The 18,100-nt window shown below is 59.8% G+C and carries 16 protein-coding genes; 4 read left to right on the top strand and 12 right to left on the bottom strand.

Annotated features, from left to right (window positions below; translation table 11 throughout):
* Nucleotides 1-15: 15 nt before the first annotated feature.
* The 3 genes from catA to H6X51_RS06270 form a co-directional block, all read right to left on the bottom strand.
* Complete coding sequence (gene catA / locus H6X51_RS06280) at nucleotides 16-960, bottom strand: catechol 1,2-dioxygenase (RefSeq protein WP_185266673.1); 945 nt, start codon at nucleotides 958-960, stop codon at nucleotides 16-18.
* 111 nt (nucleotides 961-1,071) lie between these two features.
* Nucleotides 1,072-1,362, bottom strand: a complete 291-nt coding sequence (gene catC / locus H6X51_RS06275) for a muconolactone Delta-isomerase (protein ID WP_185266672.1) — start codon at nucleotides 1,360-1,362, stop codon at nucleotides 1,072-1,074.
* 14 nt (nucleotides 1,363-1,376) lie between these two features.
* Nucleotides 1,377-2,495, bottom strand: a complete 1,119-nt coding sequence (locus H6X51_RS06270) for a muconate/chloromuconate family cycloisomerase (RefSeq protein WP_185266671.1) — start codon at nucleotides 2,493-2,495, stop codon at nucleotides 1,377-1,379.
* A gap of 105 nt (nucleotides 2,496-2,600) precedes the next feature.
* Between H6X51_RS06270 and H6X51_RS06265 the strand changes: the two genes are divergently transcribed.
* Both H6X51_RS06265 and H6X51_RS06260 read left to right on the top strand, forming a co-directional pair.
* A complete protein-coding gene (locus H6X51_RS06265) occupies nucleotides 2,601-3,503 on the top strand; it encodes a LysR family transcriptional regulator (protein ID WP_185266670.1) in 903 nt (300 codons plus the stop codon).
* 220 nt (nucleotides 3,504-3,723) lie between these two features.
* Complete coding sequence (locus H6X51_RS06260; protein WP_185266669.1) at nucleotides 3,724-4,515, top strand: alpha/beta fold hydrolase; 792 nt, start codon at nucleotides 3,724-3,726, stop codon at nucleotides 4,513-4,515.
* Between the two features lie 166 nt (nucleotides 4,516-4,681).
* On the opposite strand, the gene H6X51_RS06255 is transcribed toward H6X51_RS06260, so the two are convergent.
* The 9 genes from H6X51_RS06255 to H6X51_RS06215 all read right to left on the bottom strand — a co-directional run bounded on the left by H6X51_RS06255 (nucleotide 4,682) and on the right by H6X51_RS06215 (nucleotide 14,651).
* On the bottom strand, nucleotides 4,682-7,927 hold the full coding sequence (locus H6X51_RS06255; protein ID WP_185266668.1) for a DUF3427 domain-containing protein: 3,246 nt from the start codon (nucleotides 7,925-7,927) through the stop codon (nucleotides 4,682-4,684).
* Complete coding sequence (locus tag H6X51_RS06250) at nucleotides 7,924-8,508, bottom strand: class I SAM-dependent methyltransferase (RefSeq protein WP_185266667.1); 585 nt, start codon at nucleotides 8,506-8,508, stop codon at nucleotides 7,924-7,926. The genes H6X51_RS06255 and H6X51_RS06250 overlap by 4 nt, the downstream gene beginning before the upstream one ends.
* 585 nt (nucleotides 8,509-9,093) lie before the next feature.
* On the bottom strand, nucleotides 9,094-9,567 hold the full coding sequence (locus H6X51_RS06245; RefSeq protein WP_185266666.1) for an RES family NAD+ phosphorylase: 474 nt from the start codon (nucleotides 9,565-9,567) through the stop codon (nucleotides 9,094-9,096).
* On the bottom strand, nucleotides 9,567-10,034 hold the full coding sequence (parS, locus tag H6X51_RS06240; RefSeq protein ID WP_185266665.1) for a type II RES/Xre toxin-antitoxin system antitoxin: 468 nt from the start codon (nucleotides 10,032-10,034) through the stop codon (nucleotides 9,567-9,569). The genes H6X51_RS06245 and parS overlap by 1 nt, the downstream gene beginning before the upstream one ends.
* A gap of 41 nt (nucleotides 10,035-10,075) precedes the next feature.
* Entirely contained in the window at nucleotides 10,076-11,257 is a 1,182-nt protein-coding gene (locus tag H6X51_RS06235) for a Fic family protein (RefSeq protein ID WP_328795628.1), read from the bottom strand.
* A 49-nt stretch (nucleotides 11,258-11,306) separates the two neighbouring features.
* Nucleotides 11,307-11,576, bottom strand: a complete 270-nt coding sequence (locus tag H6X51_RS06230; protein WP_185266664.1) for a helix-turn-helix domain-containing protein — start codon at nucleotides 11,574-11,576, stop codon at nucleotides 11,307-11,309.
* Nucleotides 11,577-11,848: 272 nt separating this feature from the next.
* Complete coding sequence (pcaF, locus tag H6X51_RS06225; protein ID WP_185266663.1) at nucleotides 11,849-13,051, bottom strand: 3-oxoadipyl-CoA thiolase; 1,203 nt, start codon at nucleotides 13,049-13,051, stop codon at nucleotides 11,849-11,851.
* 9 nt (nucleotides 13,052-13,060) lie between these two features.
* Nucleotides 13,061-13,834 (bottom strand): CoA-transferase subunit beta, encoded by a 774-nt coding sequence (locus H6X51_RS06220; RefSeq protein WP_185266662.1) that lies wholly within the window; start codon nucleotides 13,832-13,834, stop codon nucleotides 13,061-13,063.
* A 1-nt stretch (nucleotide 13,835) separates the two neighbouring features.
* The gene (locus H6X51_RS06215) at nucleotides 13,836-14,651 is read right to left on the bottom strand and encodes a CoA transferase subunit A (protein WP_185266661.1); all 816 of its coding nucleotides are present in this window, start codon (nucleotides 14,649-14,651) and stop codon (nucleotides 13,836-13,838) included.
* Between the two features lie 146 nt (nucleotides 14,652-14,797).
* Between H6X51_RS06215 and H6X51_RS06210 the strand changes: the two genes are divergently transcribed.
* The gene (locus H6X51_RS06210) at nucleotides 14,798-15,625 is read left to right on the top strand and encodes an IclR family transcriptional regulator domain-containing protein (protein WP_185266660.1); all 828 of its coding nucleotides are present in this window, start codon (nucleotides 14,798-14,800) and stop codon (nucleotides 15,623-15,625) included.
* A 156-nt stretch (nucleotides 15,626-15,781) separates the two neighbouring features.
* Entirely contained in the window at nucleotides 15,782-17,170 is a 1,389-nt protein-coding gene (gene nhaA / locus H6X51_RS06205; RefSeq protein ID WP_185266659.1) for a Na+/H+ antiporter NhaA, read from the top strand.
* Nucleotides 17,171-18,100: the final 930 nt, after the last annotated feature.

Here is an 18,100-nt window from a genome sequence, read left to right as displayed (position 1 = left end):
GGGCTAAAGGGGGCTTCAGGCGGCGGCAGCGTCTTCCAGTGCGCGCTTGCGCTCGTGGCGCGCCTGCAGTTCGGCCTTGTCGGTGGATACCAGCTGGAAGTTGAACTCCACCTCGGTGACCGGGCCGCTCACGCCATGCTGCTCACCCTCGACAGACCGCTCGACCGGGCGCGCCTCGACCACCAGCTCGTCACGGGTGGCGAAGGCGAAGTCGTCGTAGGTGTATTCGTCACCAGCCAGGTTGATCTGGGTGGTCAGGTGCTTGTGACCGGGCGCCGAGATGAAGAAGTGGATATGCGCGGGACGCTGACCATGCCGGCCCAGCTGGTTCAGCAGCGCCTGGGTGGAACCCTCGGGCGGGCAGCCGTAGCCGGAGGGAATGATCGAGCGGGCAACATAGCGGCCGTTCTCATCGGTCTTGATCCGGCGGCGCAGGTTGTATTCGCTCTGCGACTGGTCGAAGTAGGAGTAGTTGCCCTTGGAGTCGGCGTGCCAGACATCGACGATGGCATTGGCCAGCGGCTTGCCATCCTCGTCGGTGACCTGCCCCTTGAGCAGCATCACTTCGGCGCTCTGGTCGGTACCATCGTCCAGGCGCGCGAAGCCGTCGGCCATGGGCGCACCGGCAACGTACAGCGGGCCTTCGATAGTGCGCGGAGTGCCACCGGCCAGGCCAGCGGCCTCATCCTCGGCATCCATGCGGATATCCAGGTACTTGTCCATGCCCAGTCCCGGAGCCAGCAGCGATGCTTCGCCATTCTTGCCCAGGTCACCGACATAGTAGACGGCGGTCCAGAACTCCTCCGGGGTGACGTCGAAATCCTCGATCAGCTGGAACACGTCGCTCATGAAGCGGTGAACGATCTTCTTCACCCGCTCGTTACCCGCTTCCACATGGAAGCCGGCGACCTTGTTCAGCAGTTCCTGTACTTCGGCAGTATGGGTAGTCTTGATTGTCATGGTTGTTACTCCTCACTCATTATTCTTGTTGCCGGATCACGTTCTGTAAGTTGGCAATGTTGTTCACGAGCGCCTGTTTGCCTGACGGCGCCTGGTTCTGCAGCTTGCTGCTCAGCGGTCGTCCTCATGGATCGAGGACGGGTGGCGGCACAGCGGCGCCACGGTGATATCCATATAGGGGAACAGCGGCAGGTTGCTGATCAGATCCTGCAGCTCGGCGTTGTCCTGCACATCGAAGATGCTGACGTTGGCGTAGCTGCCGGCTACCCGCCACAGGTGCCGCCACTTGCCCTGGCGCTGCAGCTCATGGGAGTAAGCCTTCTCCCGCGCCTTGATTTCGTTGGCCACTTCCACCGGCATGTCGTGGGGAATGTTGACCTTCATCTCGACCTTGAACAGCATGTTCTTCTCCTCGGTTATTTGCGGCGGTATTCGGCCAGCTTGTCTTCGTCGATCTCGACACCCAGACCCGGACCACGGGGCAGATCCACACCGTTGTCATGGAAGTTGAGCGGCCGGACCACGATGTCATCCTTCATCAGCAACGGGCCGAACATTTCGCTGCCCCAGTGCAGCGTGTCCAGCGTCGACCAGGCGTGCAACGAAGCAGCGGTGCCGATGGTGCCTTCGAGCATGGTGCCGCCATACAGGCCGATGCCGGCGGCCTTGGCCACCACTGCCTGCTCCAGCACCCGCAGTGGGCCACCGGCCTTGGCGATCTTCATCGCCACCGCGCCGGAAAAGCCTGCGGCAGCCAGGTGGAACATGTCGCTGGCATCGGCCACCGCCTCGTCGGCCAGAATCGGGATATGGAACTTGGCGGACAACCGCGCCAATGCGGCGAGATTGTTCTTCGGCGTCGGCTGCTCGACCAGGTCGATACCGGCCGCCTGCAACTCGGCCATCCCCTTGGCGGCGGTGGCCTCGTCCCAGGCCTGGTTGACATCGACCCGCACACTGGCCTGCTCACCCACCGCTTCCTTGATCGCCGCCACGTGGCGCACGTCATCCATCACCGGGCGCGAGCCGATCTTCAGTTTGAAGTCACAATGGCGGCGAGCGGCGATCAGGGTCTTGGCCTCGTCGATATCCTTGGCGGTATCACCACTGGCCAGAGTCCAGAGCACCGGGATGTGCTGGTGAATGGCGCCCCCGAGCAGGTCCGACAGCGGGCGGTTCAGGCGCTTGCCGAGCAGGTCCAGCAGGGCAGTCTCGATCGCCGATTTAGCCAGGTTGTTGCCCGGGCTAGAGCGGTCGAGCATTACCCTCAGGGTATTGATGTCGCCAGCCGGCTGATTCAGCAGCTGTGGCGCGAAATAGGCGTCGATGGTAAGTTTGACGCTCTCGGGGCTCATCAGGCCGTAGGCCAGGCCGCCGATGGTGGTCGCTTCGCCCAGCCCTTCGAGGCCGTCCGAGTCCTTGATGCGCACGATTACCATGGTCTGTACACCCATGGTGGTCATCGACAGCTTGTGCGGCCGGATGGTCGGGATGTCGACCAGCACGGCGTCAATGGACTGAATAGTAGCGGACATGTGTTCTCCGAATCCGAGGCAAAAAGGCTGTGATTCGAACAGTACGAAGTTTCATCCGTATGAACCAATATTGAATAAGTAATCAGCAATACCCTGGAGGTATGGATGGAGCTAAGACACCTGCGTTACTTCGTCGCAGTCGCGGAACAGCGCAATTTCACCCGCGCCGCCGAGAAGCTGTTCATCGCCCAGCCACCGCTGACCAGGGCGATAAAACAGCTGGAAGAGGAAATCGGCGTGGAATTGTTCATCCGCAAGGCCAGGGGCCTGGAGCTGACCTCGGCTGGCATCTACTTTCTGGCCCACGCTCAGCAGATACTCGACAAGGTGGAAGCAACCGTCGCCGACACCCGGCGCATCGCTTCGCACCGCAAGACCATTTTCTCGATCGGCTTCGTGCCCTCGGTGTTCTATGGTCAGCTACCACTGATGGTGCGCCGCCTGCGGCAGAACCGGAACCTGGAGATCGTCCTGCACGAACTCAAGACCCGGGAGCAGGTTGAAGCCCTCAAGGCCGGCAAGATCGACATCGGCTTCGGCCGCATCAGCATCGAAGACCCCGACGTGGAACAGGAAAAACTGTTTGACGAACCTCTGATCGCCGCCCTGCCCAGCTCCCACCCACTGACAGACAAGCCACCCAGCATGCAGGAGCTAGCCGAGGTCCCGTTGATCGCCTTCCCTGCCAGCACTGGCCCCAACTTCGCCGACCTGACCATGGGCCTGTTTCGCCGGCGCGGACTCAAGATCAATATCGTCCAGCAGGTCAACGACCTGCAGACCGCCCTGTCACTGGTCGCCTCGGACATGGGCTTCACCCTGGTGCCAGAGCAGGTGCGCCGTCTGCAACGCGACGCGGTCACCTTCATGCCGCTGGCCGACGACAACATCACCATCCCGGTAATCGCCTCCCGCCGCCGCGGCGAAAACCCCAACGCCATCATGCGCCTGACCAACACCATCCTCGCCGAATTGGTGGAAAACCGACTGACCGGGCGCTATCCCTGATCACTCAAAAAGCCGGCATCCCACACCGCCAGTGACACCACGCACCGCCACGCCTGCTCAAGCGTCCTTGCGAGCCCGCAGGGCGCGGCAATCCACAGACTCGGAGCATCAGGCGTTTTGCACTTGACGAAACAAATCCAATCGCCGCAAGATGTTCGCATTGAAAACATAAGTTCGCACTGCGAACTTCGGCACACTATTTAATCGGACGGGAGTTCTCATGGCGTTCTGCACACACAATGGCCGTACCATCAGCTATCGCCTGCTGGGCCAGGCCAACAAGCCACTGCTGGTGCTGGCGCACCCGCTGGGCATGACCCAGGCCATCTGGGATGACATGTTGCCGGCATTGCTGACCCAGTTTCGCGTGCTCACCTGGGACCTGCCCGGCCACGGCGCCAGCAGCGCCTGGCCACAGGCCAGCGCCGCCATCGAAGCCGAGGACCTGGCCCAGGAAGCATTGATGCTGGCCAAGCTGGCCGGTGCCGAGCAATTCCACTTCGCCGGCACCTCCATCGGCGGCGTAGTCGGCCAGCAACTGCTCAGCCAGCATGCCGACAAGCTGCTGTCCGCCACCCTGACCAATACCGGACCGGTGATCGGCACTGCCGACGGCTGGCAGCAACGCTCGGCCATGATCATGGACAAGGGCCTGGAAGCCATGGCCGTGGATATCGTCCCACGCTGGTTCGGCCCGACTGCCTGCGAGCAACAACCAGCTCTGGTAGAAGGCTGGCGCGTGCAACTGGGCCGCACCGACAAGCGCAGCTACGCGCTGCTGTGCGAGATGCTCGGGCGTTGCAACTTCACAGAAGCCTTCAAGGGTAAGATCCTGCCCAAGGTGCAGGTCATTGCCGGCACTGACGACGTGGCCACCCCGCCCAGCTCACTGGAAGCCCTGTCCAGCGCGCTGGGCGTGGCTGCACCGCTGGTGTGGGAGAATGTCGGGCATGTGCCGGCGGTGGAGTGTCCGGAGCGATTGGTGGAAGTGTTTAAATCGCTGGCTAAATAACAGCCAACATAGCAGCAGCCCACCACCCGAGCTGCTGCAACAAGCTACACCCAGACACACGGCTCACCTCTCAGCTCACGTCACGCCCCGCCCCGCCCACCCCATCCTGCTCCCCGCTCATTTTGTGGGAGCGGCGCCCACGCCGCGTGGGTGTTGGTGAGCTCAGCTAAATATCGAGTAGTTCGAAGTCAATACTCATCGGCAGGCTACCGGTGTGTTTCAGGTAACGCACTCGGCCGTAATAGGTGAATGGCGCAGCCTTACCTTGCTCCAGCTTGTGATCTCTAACAAATAGGTGGATAGGCAAGCCGTTTTTTTCGTGCTCAATAATGGCCTTGCCCCGACTGCTATTTGGCGAAGTTTGGTTCTGCGTTTGCCAGTGAAAATGCCGCTCATCTACCCAGCGATTTAGGTAACGGAGATCCACTGCTTTTCCCTGCTGATTGAGCGTCACTAGCAGAACATGCACCTCCGGATCGCGCAGTACAATATGGCCACTATTCCAGCTGCCTGGGTTAAATTCCTGACCAAATAACGGCGGAATATCTTCACGCATAAAGCGCTGCCCCACCATCATTGCTAGAGGGTCCAGCACGCGCTTTAACCGCGCAAATGTTCGTAGCTGCGCCCGTAACTCATCTGTTACCATCAGGTCCGCATAATCTGGGTTATTGGCGCGCAAGGTGTATTGGCCTGTGGCATCCTTCAGAACTTTGCGCAGTAGATATTGGTTATCCCCTGCTTCGTCTTGTCGCTCAATTGCCAAAATCTCACCAGTGAGCTTGCCTGCACTCGCCGCGCTAATAAGCTCACACAACAGGTAATCCCCATCCCGAATGGGCGACTTACCGCCGTCCATCGAACGTCCAGATGCCCGAGCAATAAAATGCTTATCCGGCGCCAGCTGCCCCAACTCCTTCGGGACAAGCTTATATTCAGGAGTACCTGCATCGGCGGTTCTAAAGTGACCGCAGGCAATTTTCAAACTGGGGAAATAAGGTAACTCGACCTTGTTCGCGCCACTTTGGATAGACGTCACCGATGCAGGCACCACCCCGGGGCGGGCGACATAAGTAGCCAGACGATAATCCACCAGCTCTTGAACCATCTCGGAGAACTCGATCGCTTCTGCTTCGGCGATGTTGACGCTGGCAATAAACAGCCCTTGCTCCAGGTGGAAGAACTTACCCTTCGTCCAGGCATCCACTGGGTTCTTTTTCCAGTAGGCGCGCCAATCAGCAGGTTCTTCCGTTATGCCTTGATAATTTTCGGGTAAATCTGATTGGAGAGCACGCCGTCGCTGTAATACCTGCCATGAACGTGAAGCCAGCGCCGCCAGACCCGGTGCCTGGTGCCAACCGCCCAGCTCCAAAAACGCCTCCAGTAAAACCGCCTTGTAACTCTTAGTCATGGCGGTCACTTCGACTTCCCGAAGAAAGTCAGCGTATCGGGTAGCCAGATCCGTTTGGACAGGTGTCATTTCCTGCTCCACTGCGCGGAGCAAATCGAACCAACTGCCGTACTGCCTACGCATATCGGCCATACTGGCACCAGAGTGATAAAACTCAGTCAAGGTGGGCGGCCGCCCTAACGAGTCACGTAACGCTTGGTAATCAGTCTGGACGCTGCCGCTGTCCAGAGACTTGAGGAAGTCGATAAATTGCAGATCGTAATTAACGTAGCAGCCTTCCGGCAGCTCCAGCTGTTGCGCTTCAGCGGCTCGGGCAAAGTTGGCTAACTCACGGTGGTTCATGGCCTCATTCATCAGCGCCATGGGCTTGTGCAGAAAGCTTTTGTGGTTGGCAACAAAGTCCAGCACCACCAGTTTTTCCTTGTTATCCGAGCAGCGTAATCCTCTACCCAGTTGCTGAAGAAACAAGATTTTCGATTCCGTTGGGCGCAGCATCATCACCGTATCAATAGCCGGCAAATCTACTCCTTCGTTGAATAGATCAACGGAAAAAAGCACCTGTAGCTCACCGCTGGCTAACTGCTCCAGCGCTTCGCCCCTGGACAGTTTGGAGTCGGCATATACCGCCGCCGCTTTTATATCCTGCTGGATAAAATACTGCGCCATGAAATCCGCATGGCGGGTGGATATGCAAAACGCCAGGGTTTTCGTCTGCGCCTTGAGTCGCCAGGTTGTCAGTGCATGACGTGCCCGCCCTTGCGTTGCTAACTTGTTAGCCAGCAGCTCGGGATCGAACCGCCCGTTACGCCATGGAATGCTCTGGTAATCGACGTCATCATCGAAGATGCCGAAGTAGTGGAAAGGCACCAACAGCTTGGCGGTGATGCCAGCAAACAGGTTCCGCTCGAATACCAGATTGCCATCGCACAGTGCGAGGATATTGGCGCTATCGGTTCGGTCGGGGGTAGCCGTCAACCCCAACAGAAAGGCAGGGGCAAAATAGTTCAACAAGCGGTGGTAGGTAGGTGCAGCCGCATGGTGAAACTCATCAATAACGATGTAATCAAAGTGCTGCGGTTTAAAGCGCTCCAGGTGCTCAATCTTGCCCAGGGTCTGAACGGATGCACAAAGGATGTCTACCTGAGCATCCCGCTGTTGTCCTCGATAAAACCCGATGCGCGCCGAAGGTTTGATTCTGGCGAAGGTACTCGCCGCTTGGTTGAGTATTTCCTCCCGGTGGGCGATAAACAGTACCCGCCGCGCGCCCATTTGCACCGCATCAAAAGCCGCCAGCCAGGTCTTGCCTAACCCCGTTGCTAACACCACCAAACCCCGGACGTAACCTTGCTGCCGGGTGTCCATCAGCGCCTGTAGAGCTTGTTGCTGAATCGGGCTAGGTTCGGGTGGTGGATCAGCTTCATTGCTACCGGCTTCAAACGGCTGCAGAGGCTTGATCCGACGGCTCTGATAATCATCAATCCAGGAATCAGTCAGGACAACTGCTCCGGGATGGTTGAACAGTTGCTCAAATCGTTGGCGCGCCTCCAGATAACCATCATCGCCGGGGTGGTCGACGCGGTAATTCCATTCCAAGCCATGCTGAAGCGCTTGTCGGCTGATATTGCTTGAACCTATAAACGCCCTACCCCACTGCTGACCGTCCGCACTGGAGCCGGCAAACAGATAGGCTTTCATATGAAAGCTGCTATCGGCGGCCTCATATACCTTTACCTCGGCACCCTGCTCCTGCAATAGCACCAGCAGGCGCAGCGCTTCCGGATCGGTCACGTCCAGGTAATCACTGGTGATAAGACGCATGCGCACTGGCCGCATATCATCAGAACGCCGCAACGCTTGGAGCAAGTCGGGCATCAGCAGACGTAGACCGGTGCTCTTGATAAAAGCCACCGCCATCTCAACTTCGTCTGCCTGGTGAATAGATGCGCAAAGATGGGGCAAGAACGGATCGTCGTCACCGCCTACAACGAGCTTTTTGCTCATACACCTGCCTTGAATAACAATGCGTTCAACCACTGCTCCGTGCGCTCCGGACGCCGGTCTTCAGTGATCCAATATATCGACTGGGATAGAGCTGGAAGATCGCCTGTCCATTGCCCAAAGCGCGCTTCGTTAGCATCGGTAAAATGGCGCCCATCCTTACAGCGCTCCGAATCACCATATTTGAAGCTGCAGTAGAGTACGCCACCCGCCAGCAACGCCTGCCAGAGCTTGGAAAATGCATCAGGCAAATCAGTTTCGGCTACATGCAACAGGCTGGCACACGCCCAAATACCGGCGTATTCAGTTCCGCCTGCAAACTCCTGAAAGCGCTGAACCTCAACCGGTTGACCGAGCAGGTCGCTCGCCTTGGCAGCAAGAGCCGTGCTGGCATCGAACGCATGAACGGGATAACCAAGTCGCTTGAAGGCCAGAGCATCACGCCCCGAACCACAACCTGCATCAAGAATAGGCTGCCCCTGGGGTACATACTGTAAAAAGCGCTCGTACAAAGGCTGCATATCGACCGCAACCGTTTCCTGGAAAAAGGGCTCCGCCTGCTCCTCGTAAAAACATCCGCCCATCAAACTTCCACCACCAGGCACATAGCATCACACTCGGCTGGCTGGCGCGGTTTCGGCGTGTGGTAGCTGATGACATCCATTGCTCCTCCCGGATAAATCTTGTTTCCGTACTGCAGGCGACCCCATTATGCATGGAAGAGGTAAACAATAAAGCCATCTGACATCAGCCGATGGTTGACTTGCTCGACCGCGCTGGGCAGACGAGTAAGAGGCTGCCACTTAGCCTACAAATACCTGTTCCCTGTGGTATTGCATCAGCTGCGGATCGGGGTTGAACCGCTCAGGCAACTCTATCTTCCGGCCCTCAACTGAATGGAAGTGCTTTTGTAGTGGTGGTTCGGGCTTTTTCAGCGTTGTTGACAGTATCACGCGCCAGTCTTCATTCAGGGTAACCAGTCCTTGGTCAAAAGCACGGTCATACAGTGCAGTTCGGCGAAAGAATGCTTGGCCTATGCGTTGCTGAACAACCTGGGCACGGGTTTGGCCGGTGTCCAATCCGGTCTTGCCATTGTTAGTCCTTTTTCCCCGCCGATACGAATGTCTGCATGTGATCGCAGCTCGGTGGCGGTTACGTCTATCCAACCATCACTTGAGCAGACGCTGGTCCAGCTCAAACGGTGCAGGCTTGACTGATCCCAAGCAACCCTTGAACGCCGGATGGCTCACGTTGAGGATCACATTTCTCTCGATGGGTATGATTGTGCTGGGAATGACCAGAGCAACGCCGTCACCCGAATCTATCCAGCCCTTTCCCAGCCTCATTGTGCTCAACGGGGGCGGGTCGTCTCTCCAGTCGCTGGGTAGATCCTTCTCGGCCAGATAGCGAACCTCAGCTACTGGCACATCGATGGTGAGCAGGATGAATGTCGGCAACGGCCCGGTAGCCTGCAGGTGAACCAGCGTCTCCAGCGTGGCAAGCGAAGCACTACCGGCCGCGTATACGCAGGGCACGCCCTTGGGATTCCACCGACCACCGAACTTCATTGAGCCGTCGCCTGAGAAGGCATCATCCACATACTGCCTTTTTACAATTCGATAGTAGGTAGCAACCTCGCTCATCAGGTGATGATTCCGTGCTCAATTCGCCCAATAAGATCCAGCACTGCGTTCGTACCGACACTGGTTGATATCAAGTCGCTGGGGCGCTCTCCTCCCAGTGCCTTCGCCGGTGTTTCGAGCCAGAGAATTGCCGCCGCCCTATCACCCTCGAACAAGGATTCAGCCGCAATCAGCACCTTCGCGTACCGTACAATTCGGTCACTTTCTTCGGTGCTGAACCGCCCCCCCTTAGCTCGCCTGTCCAGTGTGGCGGGCGGGATGTGCAGGATGGCTGAGAGCTGTTTCTTGTTGTGACTGACGATGTCCATCAACTTCTGGAAGGTGCTCCAGGTCAGGCCCAACTCCACGGCCTGATGCAGCTCCTGGGCGCTGGTGCCCAACCCCAGTTCCGTGAGAATGGCGGTGCTGATGATGCCAGAGCGCTGGATGTCGCTATCGGGTGGCGTAGGTATGTAGCGCTGAGTCATGTTTGCGACCCTCACTATATGGTTTTAAATACACCATATGATTATCGGCCTGCCTTTGCCAAAGCGCAATCTCGGGCATCACCCAACACATAGCTTGTGCTGCGCCCACCCGCATCTGACTTGCGCAGGACACCCCGCGCCAGCAGGTCGTTGATATCACGCAGGGCTGTGTCGGACGAGCACTTGGCAATGACCGCCCACTTGCTGCTGGTGAGTTTGCCTTCAAAGCCGTCGAGCAGCTTGTTCAACACCTTCAGCTGTCGCTCGTTCAGTGGCGTGGTCGCCCAGCGCTGCCAGAATCGCGCCTTGGTCAGCACAGCGTCGAGTATGTGCTGCGCCTGTTCGACGGCGCGATGGAGCGTGTCGAGGAACCAGGCAAGCCACTCGGTGACGTTCATCGTCCCTTTCTGGGTCCGCTCCAGGGTGTCGTAGTAAGCCTTGCGTTCGCGCTGGATCTGCGCCGAAAGGCTGTAGAGGCGTTGTGGGCTGCCATCAGCGCGCGCCAGGAGCAGATCGCCGATGGCCCGTGCAATACGACCATTGCCGTCGTCGAACGGGTGCAGTGTGACGAACCACAGATGGCCTAGCCCCGCCTTGATCAGTAGAGGTTCATCTGACGCACCATTGAACCAGTCAAGAAAGCGGCTGATTTCCGCCTCCAACTGTTCGGCCGGTGGCGCCTCGAAATGAACCTGCTGGCGACCGATGGGGCCGGAGACCGCTTGCATCGGCCCGCTGGCATCGTCGCGCCAGCCGCCAACCTTGATCCTGGAGAGTCCAGAGTAACCGGTGGGAAACAGGGCAGCATGCCATCCGAGCAGACGCTCCCGCGTTACCGGTGTCTGGCAGTTGGCCGTGGCATCCAGCACCATTTCGACCACGCCTTCGACATGTCGATCGATCGGAGCCAGGGTACCGATGTCTACGCCCAGCCTGCAGGCGATGGACGAGCGCACAGATTCAACATTGAGTTGCTCTCCCTCGATCTCGCTGGTCTTGACCACGTCATCGGTGAGTGCGGCGAGGCTCGCCTGATCACGCAGCGCCATACCAACGTCGGCCAGGCGCCCCATCAACAGCCCCTGGGCGCGACTGACCTCTGCCAAAGGCCCAGCCAGTGCTGCCAGGTCGTAGTGCCAGTTCGGCCAATCGTTGGACTGCCAGATGTATTTATAATCACCGCGATTCATGCGGAGATTATGAGGCGCAATCTCCGCATGCACAAGTTATTCGCCGCAGGTATGCGGTGAAAGAGCTCTTCTTCATACTGCCTCAGCGCCGCCGCAACGGCACTACGCCAAGCTGCATGCCAAAGGCGCGCAGTACACTGTTGACGGTTTCCAGGGTGGGGTTGCCGTTGTCCTGCTCCAGTTGCCGCAGTGTGCGCAGGGAGATCTTGCACATCCGGGCGAAGTCGGCCTGGGTCAGGCCGGTGATGCGGGTACGCAATTGGTGTATGGTTTCGCCCAGGCTGATGCTGCGCTCATCCAGCTGACGGTAGATATCGGCAAAGACGTCCGCCCGGTTTTCCAGTTTTTTCATGCCAGCTCCCGGCTCTTGAAGGTCACTGACAGGAAGTTGAGTGGCATCATCGGGACATAGTTGCCGAAGGATATGCTGTTCATTGTCTGCTGCCCTTTCTGGCTCGAGCCGAAAAGGCAATATAATGCTTAAAAAGAACACAGTACAGGCTTATATAGGCATTTTAATACCCAAAACCCAGCAAGGGACCTCCCCAAGTTGCTGCGACAAGTCACTTGTCGTCGAGCAGGGGCTCGACAACCCCTGAGTGCAGGGGTTGCCAGGTAACGGGGTTACACCCGCTCAATCAACATCGCAATCCCCTGCCCAACGCCCACGCACATGGTGCACAGCGCATAACGGCCACCACTGCGCTGCAGCTGGAAAGCAGCGGTCATCAGCAGGCGCGCGCCGGACATGCCCAGCGGGTGGCCCAGGGCGATGGCGCCGCCGTTGGGGTTGACCCGCGGGTCGTCGTCGGCGACGCCCAGCTCGCGCATGACCGCCAGGCCCTGGGCGGCGAAGGCTTCGTTCAGCTCGATGACATCGATCTGTTCGATGCTGATGCCCTGCCTGTCCAGCAACTTGCGCACCGCCGGTACCGGGCCGATGCCCATGATGCGTGGCTCGACGCCGGCGGTGGCCATGCCGATGATCCTGGCGACCGGCTGGAGGCCGTGCTTTTGTACCGCTGCCTGGCTGGCGACCAGCATGGCGGCGGCGCCGTCGTTGACCCCGGAGGCGTTGCCGGCGGTGACCGTGCCGTTGTCACGGAACGGCGCCGGTAGCGCGGCCAGCTTGTCCAGCGTGGAGGCACGCGGGTGTTCATCGGTATCGAAGATCAACGGCTCCTGCTTGCGCCGCGGAATCTGCACGGCGACGATTTCCTCGGCAAAGATACCGTCGGCCTGGGCCCGGGCGGTCTTTTCCTGGGAGCGCAGGGCGAACAGGTCCTGATCCTCGCGGGAGATGTTGAACTGTTCGGCGACGTTTTCCGCGGTTTCCGGCATGGAGTCGATGCCGTACTGCTTCTTCATCTGCGGATTGACGAAGCGCCAGCCGATGGTGGTGTCCTCGATCTTCTGGCCACGGGCGAATGCGCTGTCGGCCTTGCCCATGACATAGGGCGCGCGGGACATGGACTCGACGCCACCGGCCAGCACCAGCTCCATCTCACCGGCACGGATCGCGCGGAAGGCGCTGCCCACCGCATCCATGCCCGAGCCGCACAGGCGGTTGATGGTGGTGCCAGGCACCGAGGCCGGCAGCCCGGCCAGCAGCGCCGACATGCGCGCGACGTTGCGGTTGTCCTCGCCGGCCTGGTTGGCGCAGCCCATGATCACCTCGTCGATGGCGGACGGGTCCAGTTCCGGTGCCTGTTCCAGCACCGCCTTGAACACCTGCGCCGCCAGGTCGTCGGGACGCACGCTGGACAGGGTGCCGCCGAAGCGGCCGATAGCCGAGCGTTTCGGGTGACAGATGAATACGTCAGTCATGTCGCTTCCTCAGTTGCCTGCGTGATGGGCGGCGGTACGCGCCTTGAGTTCGCGCAGCACGGTCAGTTCCTGCTCGGTCGGCGCTGGGGTGGTCTCCAGGGACTCGGCGAAGCGGATCTCCCAGCCGGTAGCCTCGATCACCTGCTCGCGGGTCACGCCCGGATGCAGTGAGGTCACCACCAGCTCCTTGCTCTGCTCATCCGGCTTGAGGATGCACAGGTCAGTGATCACCACGCTCGGGCCACGACCGATATTGGGTACGTTGTCACGAGCCTTGCCAGCACGCCCGAAGCCGACGGTGGTGATGAAGTCCACATCCTTGACGAAGGTGCGCTTGGAGTGCTTGACGGTGATGAACACTTCCCTGGCGTTGGTGGCGATCTCCGGCGCGCCGCCACCACCCGGCAGGCGTACCTGCGGGTCGCGGTAGTCGCCGATCAGCGTGGTGTTGAGGTTGGCATAGCGGTCGATCTGCGCAGTGCCGAGAAAGCCCACGCTGATATGGCCGCCCTGCAGCCAGTAGCGGAACATTTCCGGTACCGACACCGTGGTCAGCGCCGAGGCGCACAGCTCGCCGTCGCCGATCGACAGCGGCAGCACGTCGGGCTTGGTCTGCAGTGTGCCGGATTCGTAGATCAGGGTGATATCCGGAGCGTGGGTCAGGCGCGCCAGGTTGGCCGCCTCACTGGGCAGGCCAATGCCGACGAAGCAGGTCATGTCGTTGTTCAGCGCGCGCGCCGCGGTGACGCTCATCATTTCCGAGGAGGTGAATTCAATAGTCATCTCAGGCCGCTCCGTTCTCGAATACGTTGTCTTTCAGCCAGGCCTGGAACGCCTCACGGTCCCGGGCAATGGCGTCCCATTCCTTGTAGAAGGCGTTGTCGCGCTCGTAGTAGCCCAGCGCGTAGGAAGGCGCGGCGCCCTTCTCGGCCACCGCGATGGCGGTGATCGCCCAGCCGGGAATGACACAGGCGTTGACCGAGGCGCCCAGGTCATCGACGATCTCTTCGACGGTGACGATGCTGCGCTTGGCGGCCAGCACGGCTTCCTTCTGTACGCCGACAATGCCTTCCACCAGCACGTTGCCCTTGCGGTCGGCGCGTTGGGCGTGGATCACCGTCACGTCCGGGCGTACCGACGGCACCGCCGCCAGCCGCTCACCGGTAAAGGGGCACTCGATGAACTTGATCTGCTCATTGACCTTGGGCAGGTCACTGCCGATATAGCCGCGCAACACCGCCAACGGCAGGCCGGCGGCACCGGCCTCATAGGCATTGGCCATGGCCGCATGGCTGTGCTCGATCAGCTCGATACTGCGCGGCCAGCCCTTCTGTACCGCGTCACGCATGCGATGCAATGAACCCACGCCGGGGTTGCCACCCCAGGAAAAGATCAGTTTCTTCACGCAGCCTGCACCAATCATCTGGTCATAGATCAGGTCGGGGGTCATGCGGATCAGGGTCAGGTCGCGTTTTTCCTGACGGATGATTTCATGCCCGGCGGCGAATGGAATCAGGTGGGTGAAGCCTTCCATGGCGACGGTGTCACCATCTTGGATGTGGTTCTTCACCGCATCGCGGAGAGAGAGAAATTCAGCCATCGGATGCCTCCAGTGAGGTAGTTGAGCCTTGTTCGCTATACGAACTTATGTTTTATATGCGAACATAATGGCGCAATTGTTTTTGTCTCGTCAACACCAGCCTTGGTAGAAATCGAAATAACGCTGCAAAGTTCGGCATGCGAACAATGCTAGAATCCGTCTATTCACCATCGGGAGAGACCGCCCTGGACAACAAACTTCAACCCGGCGACCGCGACTATGTCGCCGCCCTGGCCTCCGGCCTGCAGATCCTGACCGCCTTCGATGCCGAGCATCCGCGCATGACGCTGACCGAGATGGCCAGCCGCACGGACATGGATCGGGCCAAGGCCCGCCGCTTCCTGCTGACCCTGGATGCACTGGGGTATGTGCGGCGCAGCGGACGCTATTTCGAACTGACGCCACGGGTGCTGGAGCTGGGCCATGCGTTCCAGACTTCCAATACCTACCGCACGGTGATCCAGCACTATCTGCAGGACATCACCGCCGAGATCGGCGAGTCCTCCTCGCTCAGCGTGCTGGATGGTATCGAGGTGGTCTATGTGGTGCGCTCGGCGGCGCCCCATCGGCTGATGGCCATCACCCTGTCGGTGGGCACACGCCTGCCGGCGGCCTATACCTCCATGGGCCGGGTGCTACTGGCCCAGTTGAGCGATGCCGAGCTGGACCGGCGGCTGGCGCAGATCACCCTGCACGCGCATACCCCCCATTCGCTGACCGATACCCAGGCACTGCGCGCGGAGATCATCCGCACCCGGCAGCAGGGCTACTCCATCGTCGATCAGGAGCTGGACCTGGGGCTGCGCTCAGTGGCAGCCCCAGTGTTCGCTGGCAATGGCGATCTGCTGGGCGCAATCAACATCAGCACCAACGCGGCCCGCGTACCGCTCGAAGTGCTGGAGCAGGACTACCTGCCGCGCCTGCTGCAGCTGGCCGATAGCGTCCGGCGCACCGTACGCTCGGCGGCGGGCTGATAAACCGCCTCCGCTGTCCGATACTGGACTTTGGTCCAATGGGGTTGGACCCGATGCCGGCACCGTCTATACTCGGCAGCCAAGGTGTGTCGCCGCAATATCGCGGGCGGGCAGGTTCATTGCACAGGTCGGGCCGCCTGTGCCGGGAAAATGAACATGACTCGCCATACTTCCGGGCAGGCACTGCCTCGTGTCCAACTTCTGGCCGAACGTGCCCTGGCCACCTTCGAACGCTTCATCCATATCCAGGCCGCCAGCGGCGTGATACTGCTGATCGCCGCCGCAACGGCCCTGATCTGGGCCAACTCCCCATGGGCACCGTCCTACCATGCGTTGTGGCATACGCCACTGTCGATCGGCCTGGGTGAGCTGGCGTTCTCCCAACCATTGCACTTCTGGATCAACGATGCGCTGATGACGGTGTTCTTCCTGGTGGTCGGCATGGAGGTGCGGCGCGAGATCCATGAAGGCTCGCTGCGCAACCTGCGCCAGGCCGGGCTGCCGATCGCTGCGGCGTTCGGCGGGGTCATGCTGCCAGCGATCGTCTATCTGCTGTTCAACGGCGCCGCCCCGCGCCAGGATGGCTGGGCAGTGCCGACCGCCACCGATATCGCCTTCGCCCTCGGCCTGCTGGCCCTGCTGGGCCGCTCGATCCCAGCCAATGTCCGGGTATTCCTGCTGGCGCTGGCGATCATCGATGACATCGTCGCGGTATTGATTATCGCCCTGTTCTACTCCGGCGGGCTGGACTACAGCGGCTTCCTGGTGGCCGGCGCCGGCCTGCTGCTGGTATTGGGTCTGCAGCAGATGGGTATCGGCACCGCCTATGCCTATGTCCTGCCCGGCGCAATACTCTGGGTCGGCCTGTTGATGACCGGCGCCCACCCCACCCTGGCGGGTGTGGCGCTGGGTCTGATGACCCCGGTCATCCCGATCCGCATGCGCGAGCGACCGCTGGACATGCTGGCGCGCCTCGCCGGCGAACTAACCGGGCGTGCTTCGTCGACCAGCAAGGACCTCGAGCACATGAGCGAGCACCTCCGCCAGCTGCGCCTGGCCCAGCGCGAACTGCTGCCGCCGGTAGTCCGGATGCAATCGCTCCTGCATCCCTGGGTCGCGTTCGGCATCATGCCGCTGTTCGCGCTGGCCAATGCCGGCATCAGCCTGGAAGGTATGGATCTGTCGGTCGACGGCGCACTCTGGGTCACCACCGGCATCATGCTGGCGCTGCTGGCCGGCAAACCACTGGGCATCGTGGGCATGAGCTGGCTGGTGGTCCGCCTGGGCTGGTGCACTTTGCCAGCAGGTGTCAGTTGGGCCAGTATCTGGCTGATCGGCCTGTTCGCTGGGGTAGGCTTCACCATGTCGATCTTCATCGCCATGCTCGCCTTCAGCGACCCCAATCTGCTCGGTGCGGCCAAGCTGGGTGTGCTGGCGGGATCGGCGCTGTCGGCCGTGCTCGGCCTGCTATGGGGTGCACTGCTGCTCAGGCGCCGGCGTGCGGCCACTGATACCGTAGCGGCGGTACCTGTACCCTCCAACTGATCGAAGCATGCTTGGCATCCTGGCCAGCCAGGGTGCCGAGCATCACCGACTACGAACCGAGTGTTACCACGCGGCTGTTACCCAGCCGATTGCTACCCGCCTGGCAGCCAGCGGTAACACTTTAACGGGGCAAACGGTAACACTCCCCTTCGCCGCCTTTTCCGCACGATTCCAAATTTTACATAACCTATTGATTCTAAAAGAAATACAAAACATGGCACGACATCTGCTTTGTTATGAGCACAACAAAAATAAAAACCACAGCAAGACCCCATAACAAAAACAAGATTCAGCTCCACACATAACAACAACAAAACGTGCGAGTGCAGCAAACTGATTTTTTTTGGAGAATGGGAAGTACCAGCAATCGGACCAGGTGTTCGGTTGGAGCCGAGAAGAATAAAAGTTGCCCAAGCAACCCACCGGACCCAATGTCATATCCGACTATTGCTGTTTCCTGCGCATCCAAAGCAATCCGCTTGCTTTAGACCACCCAATGGGTTCGTCGAAGACAAGAACAAGAAACAGCTCATAAAACAAAAACAAGAAATATTAAGAGGGAGTGACTCACTCCCTTGAGCTTTCTCCCAAGCAGTACCCCAGCCTTCGCTATCCTCCTACTACTTCCTCTATCAGAGTACGCTGCCCCTACTCTACTGCCGTCAACAGCTCTTGCATGGCAGGAACTTGGCACCTGACGGCATCACATTGACCCGATCCCCTTTTGATCGTCGGCCTGACGCTGGATGCTCATGGAAAATCCATCGCACTCATGATGCCGGCGCGGCAAAAGAGCAAAGCACGGAGTGCACCAGCGAGGAGGGAGGAAGGGAGGGGTAAAAGAAGCGCCTGGAATCGAGTAGGAGGCGGCTTCACAGCCGCCGTCCTCTCACACCACCGTACGTACGGTTCCGTATACGGCGGTTCAGG

Source organism: Halopseudomonas xiamenensis (assembly GCF_014219065.1).
Classification (GTDB): Bacteria; Pseudomonadota; Gammaproteobacteria; order Pseudomonadales; family Pseudomonadaceae; genus Halopseudomonas; species Halopseudomonas xiamenensis.
This window is presented reverse-complemented; position numbering and strand designations above follow the sequence as displayed.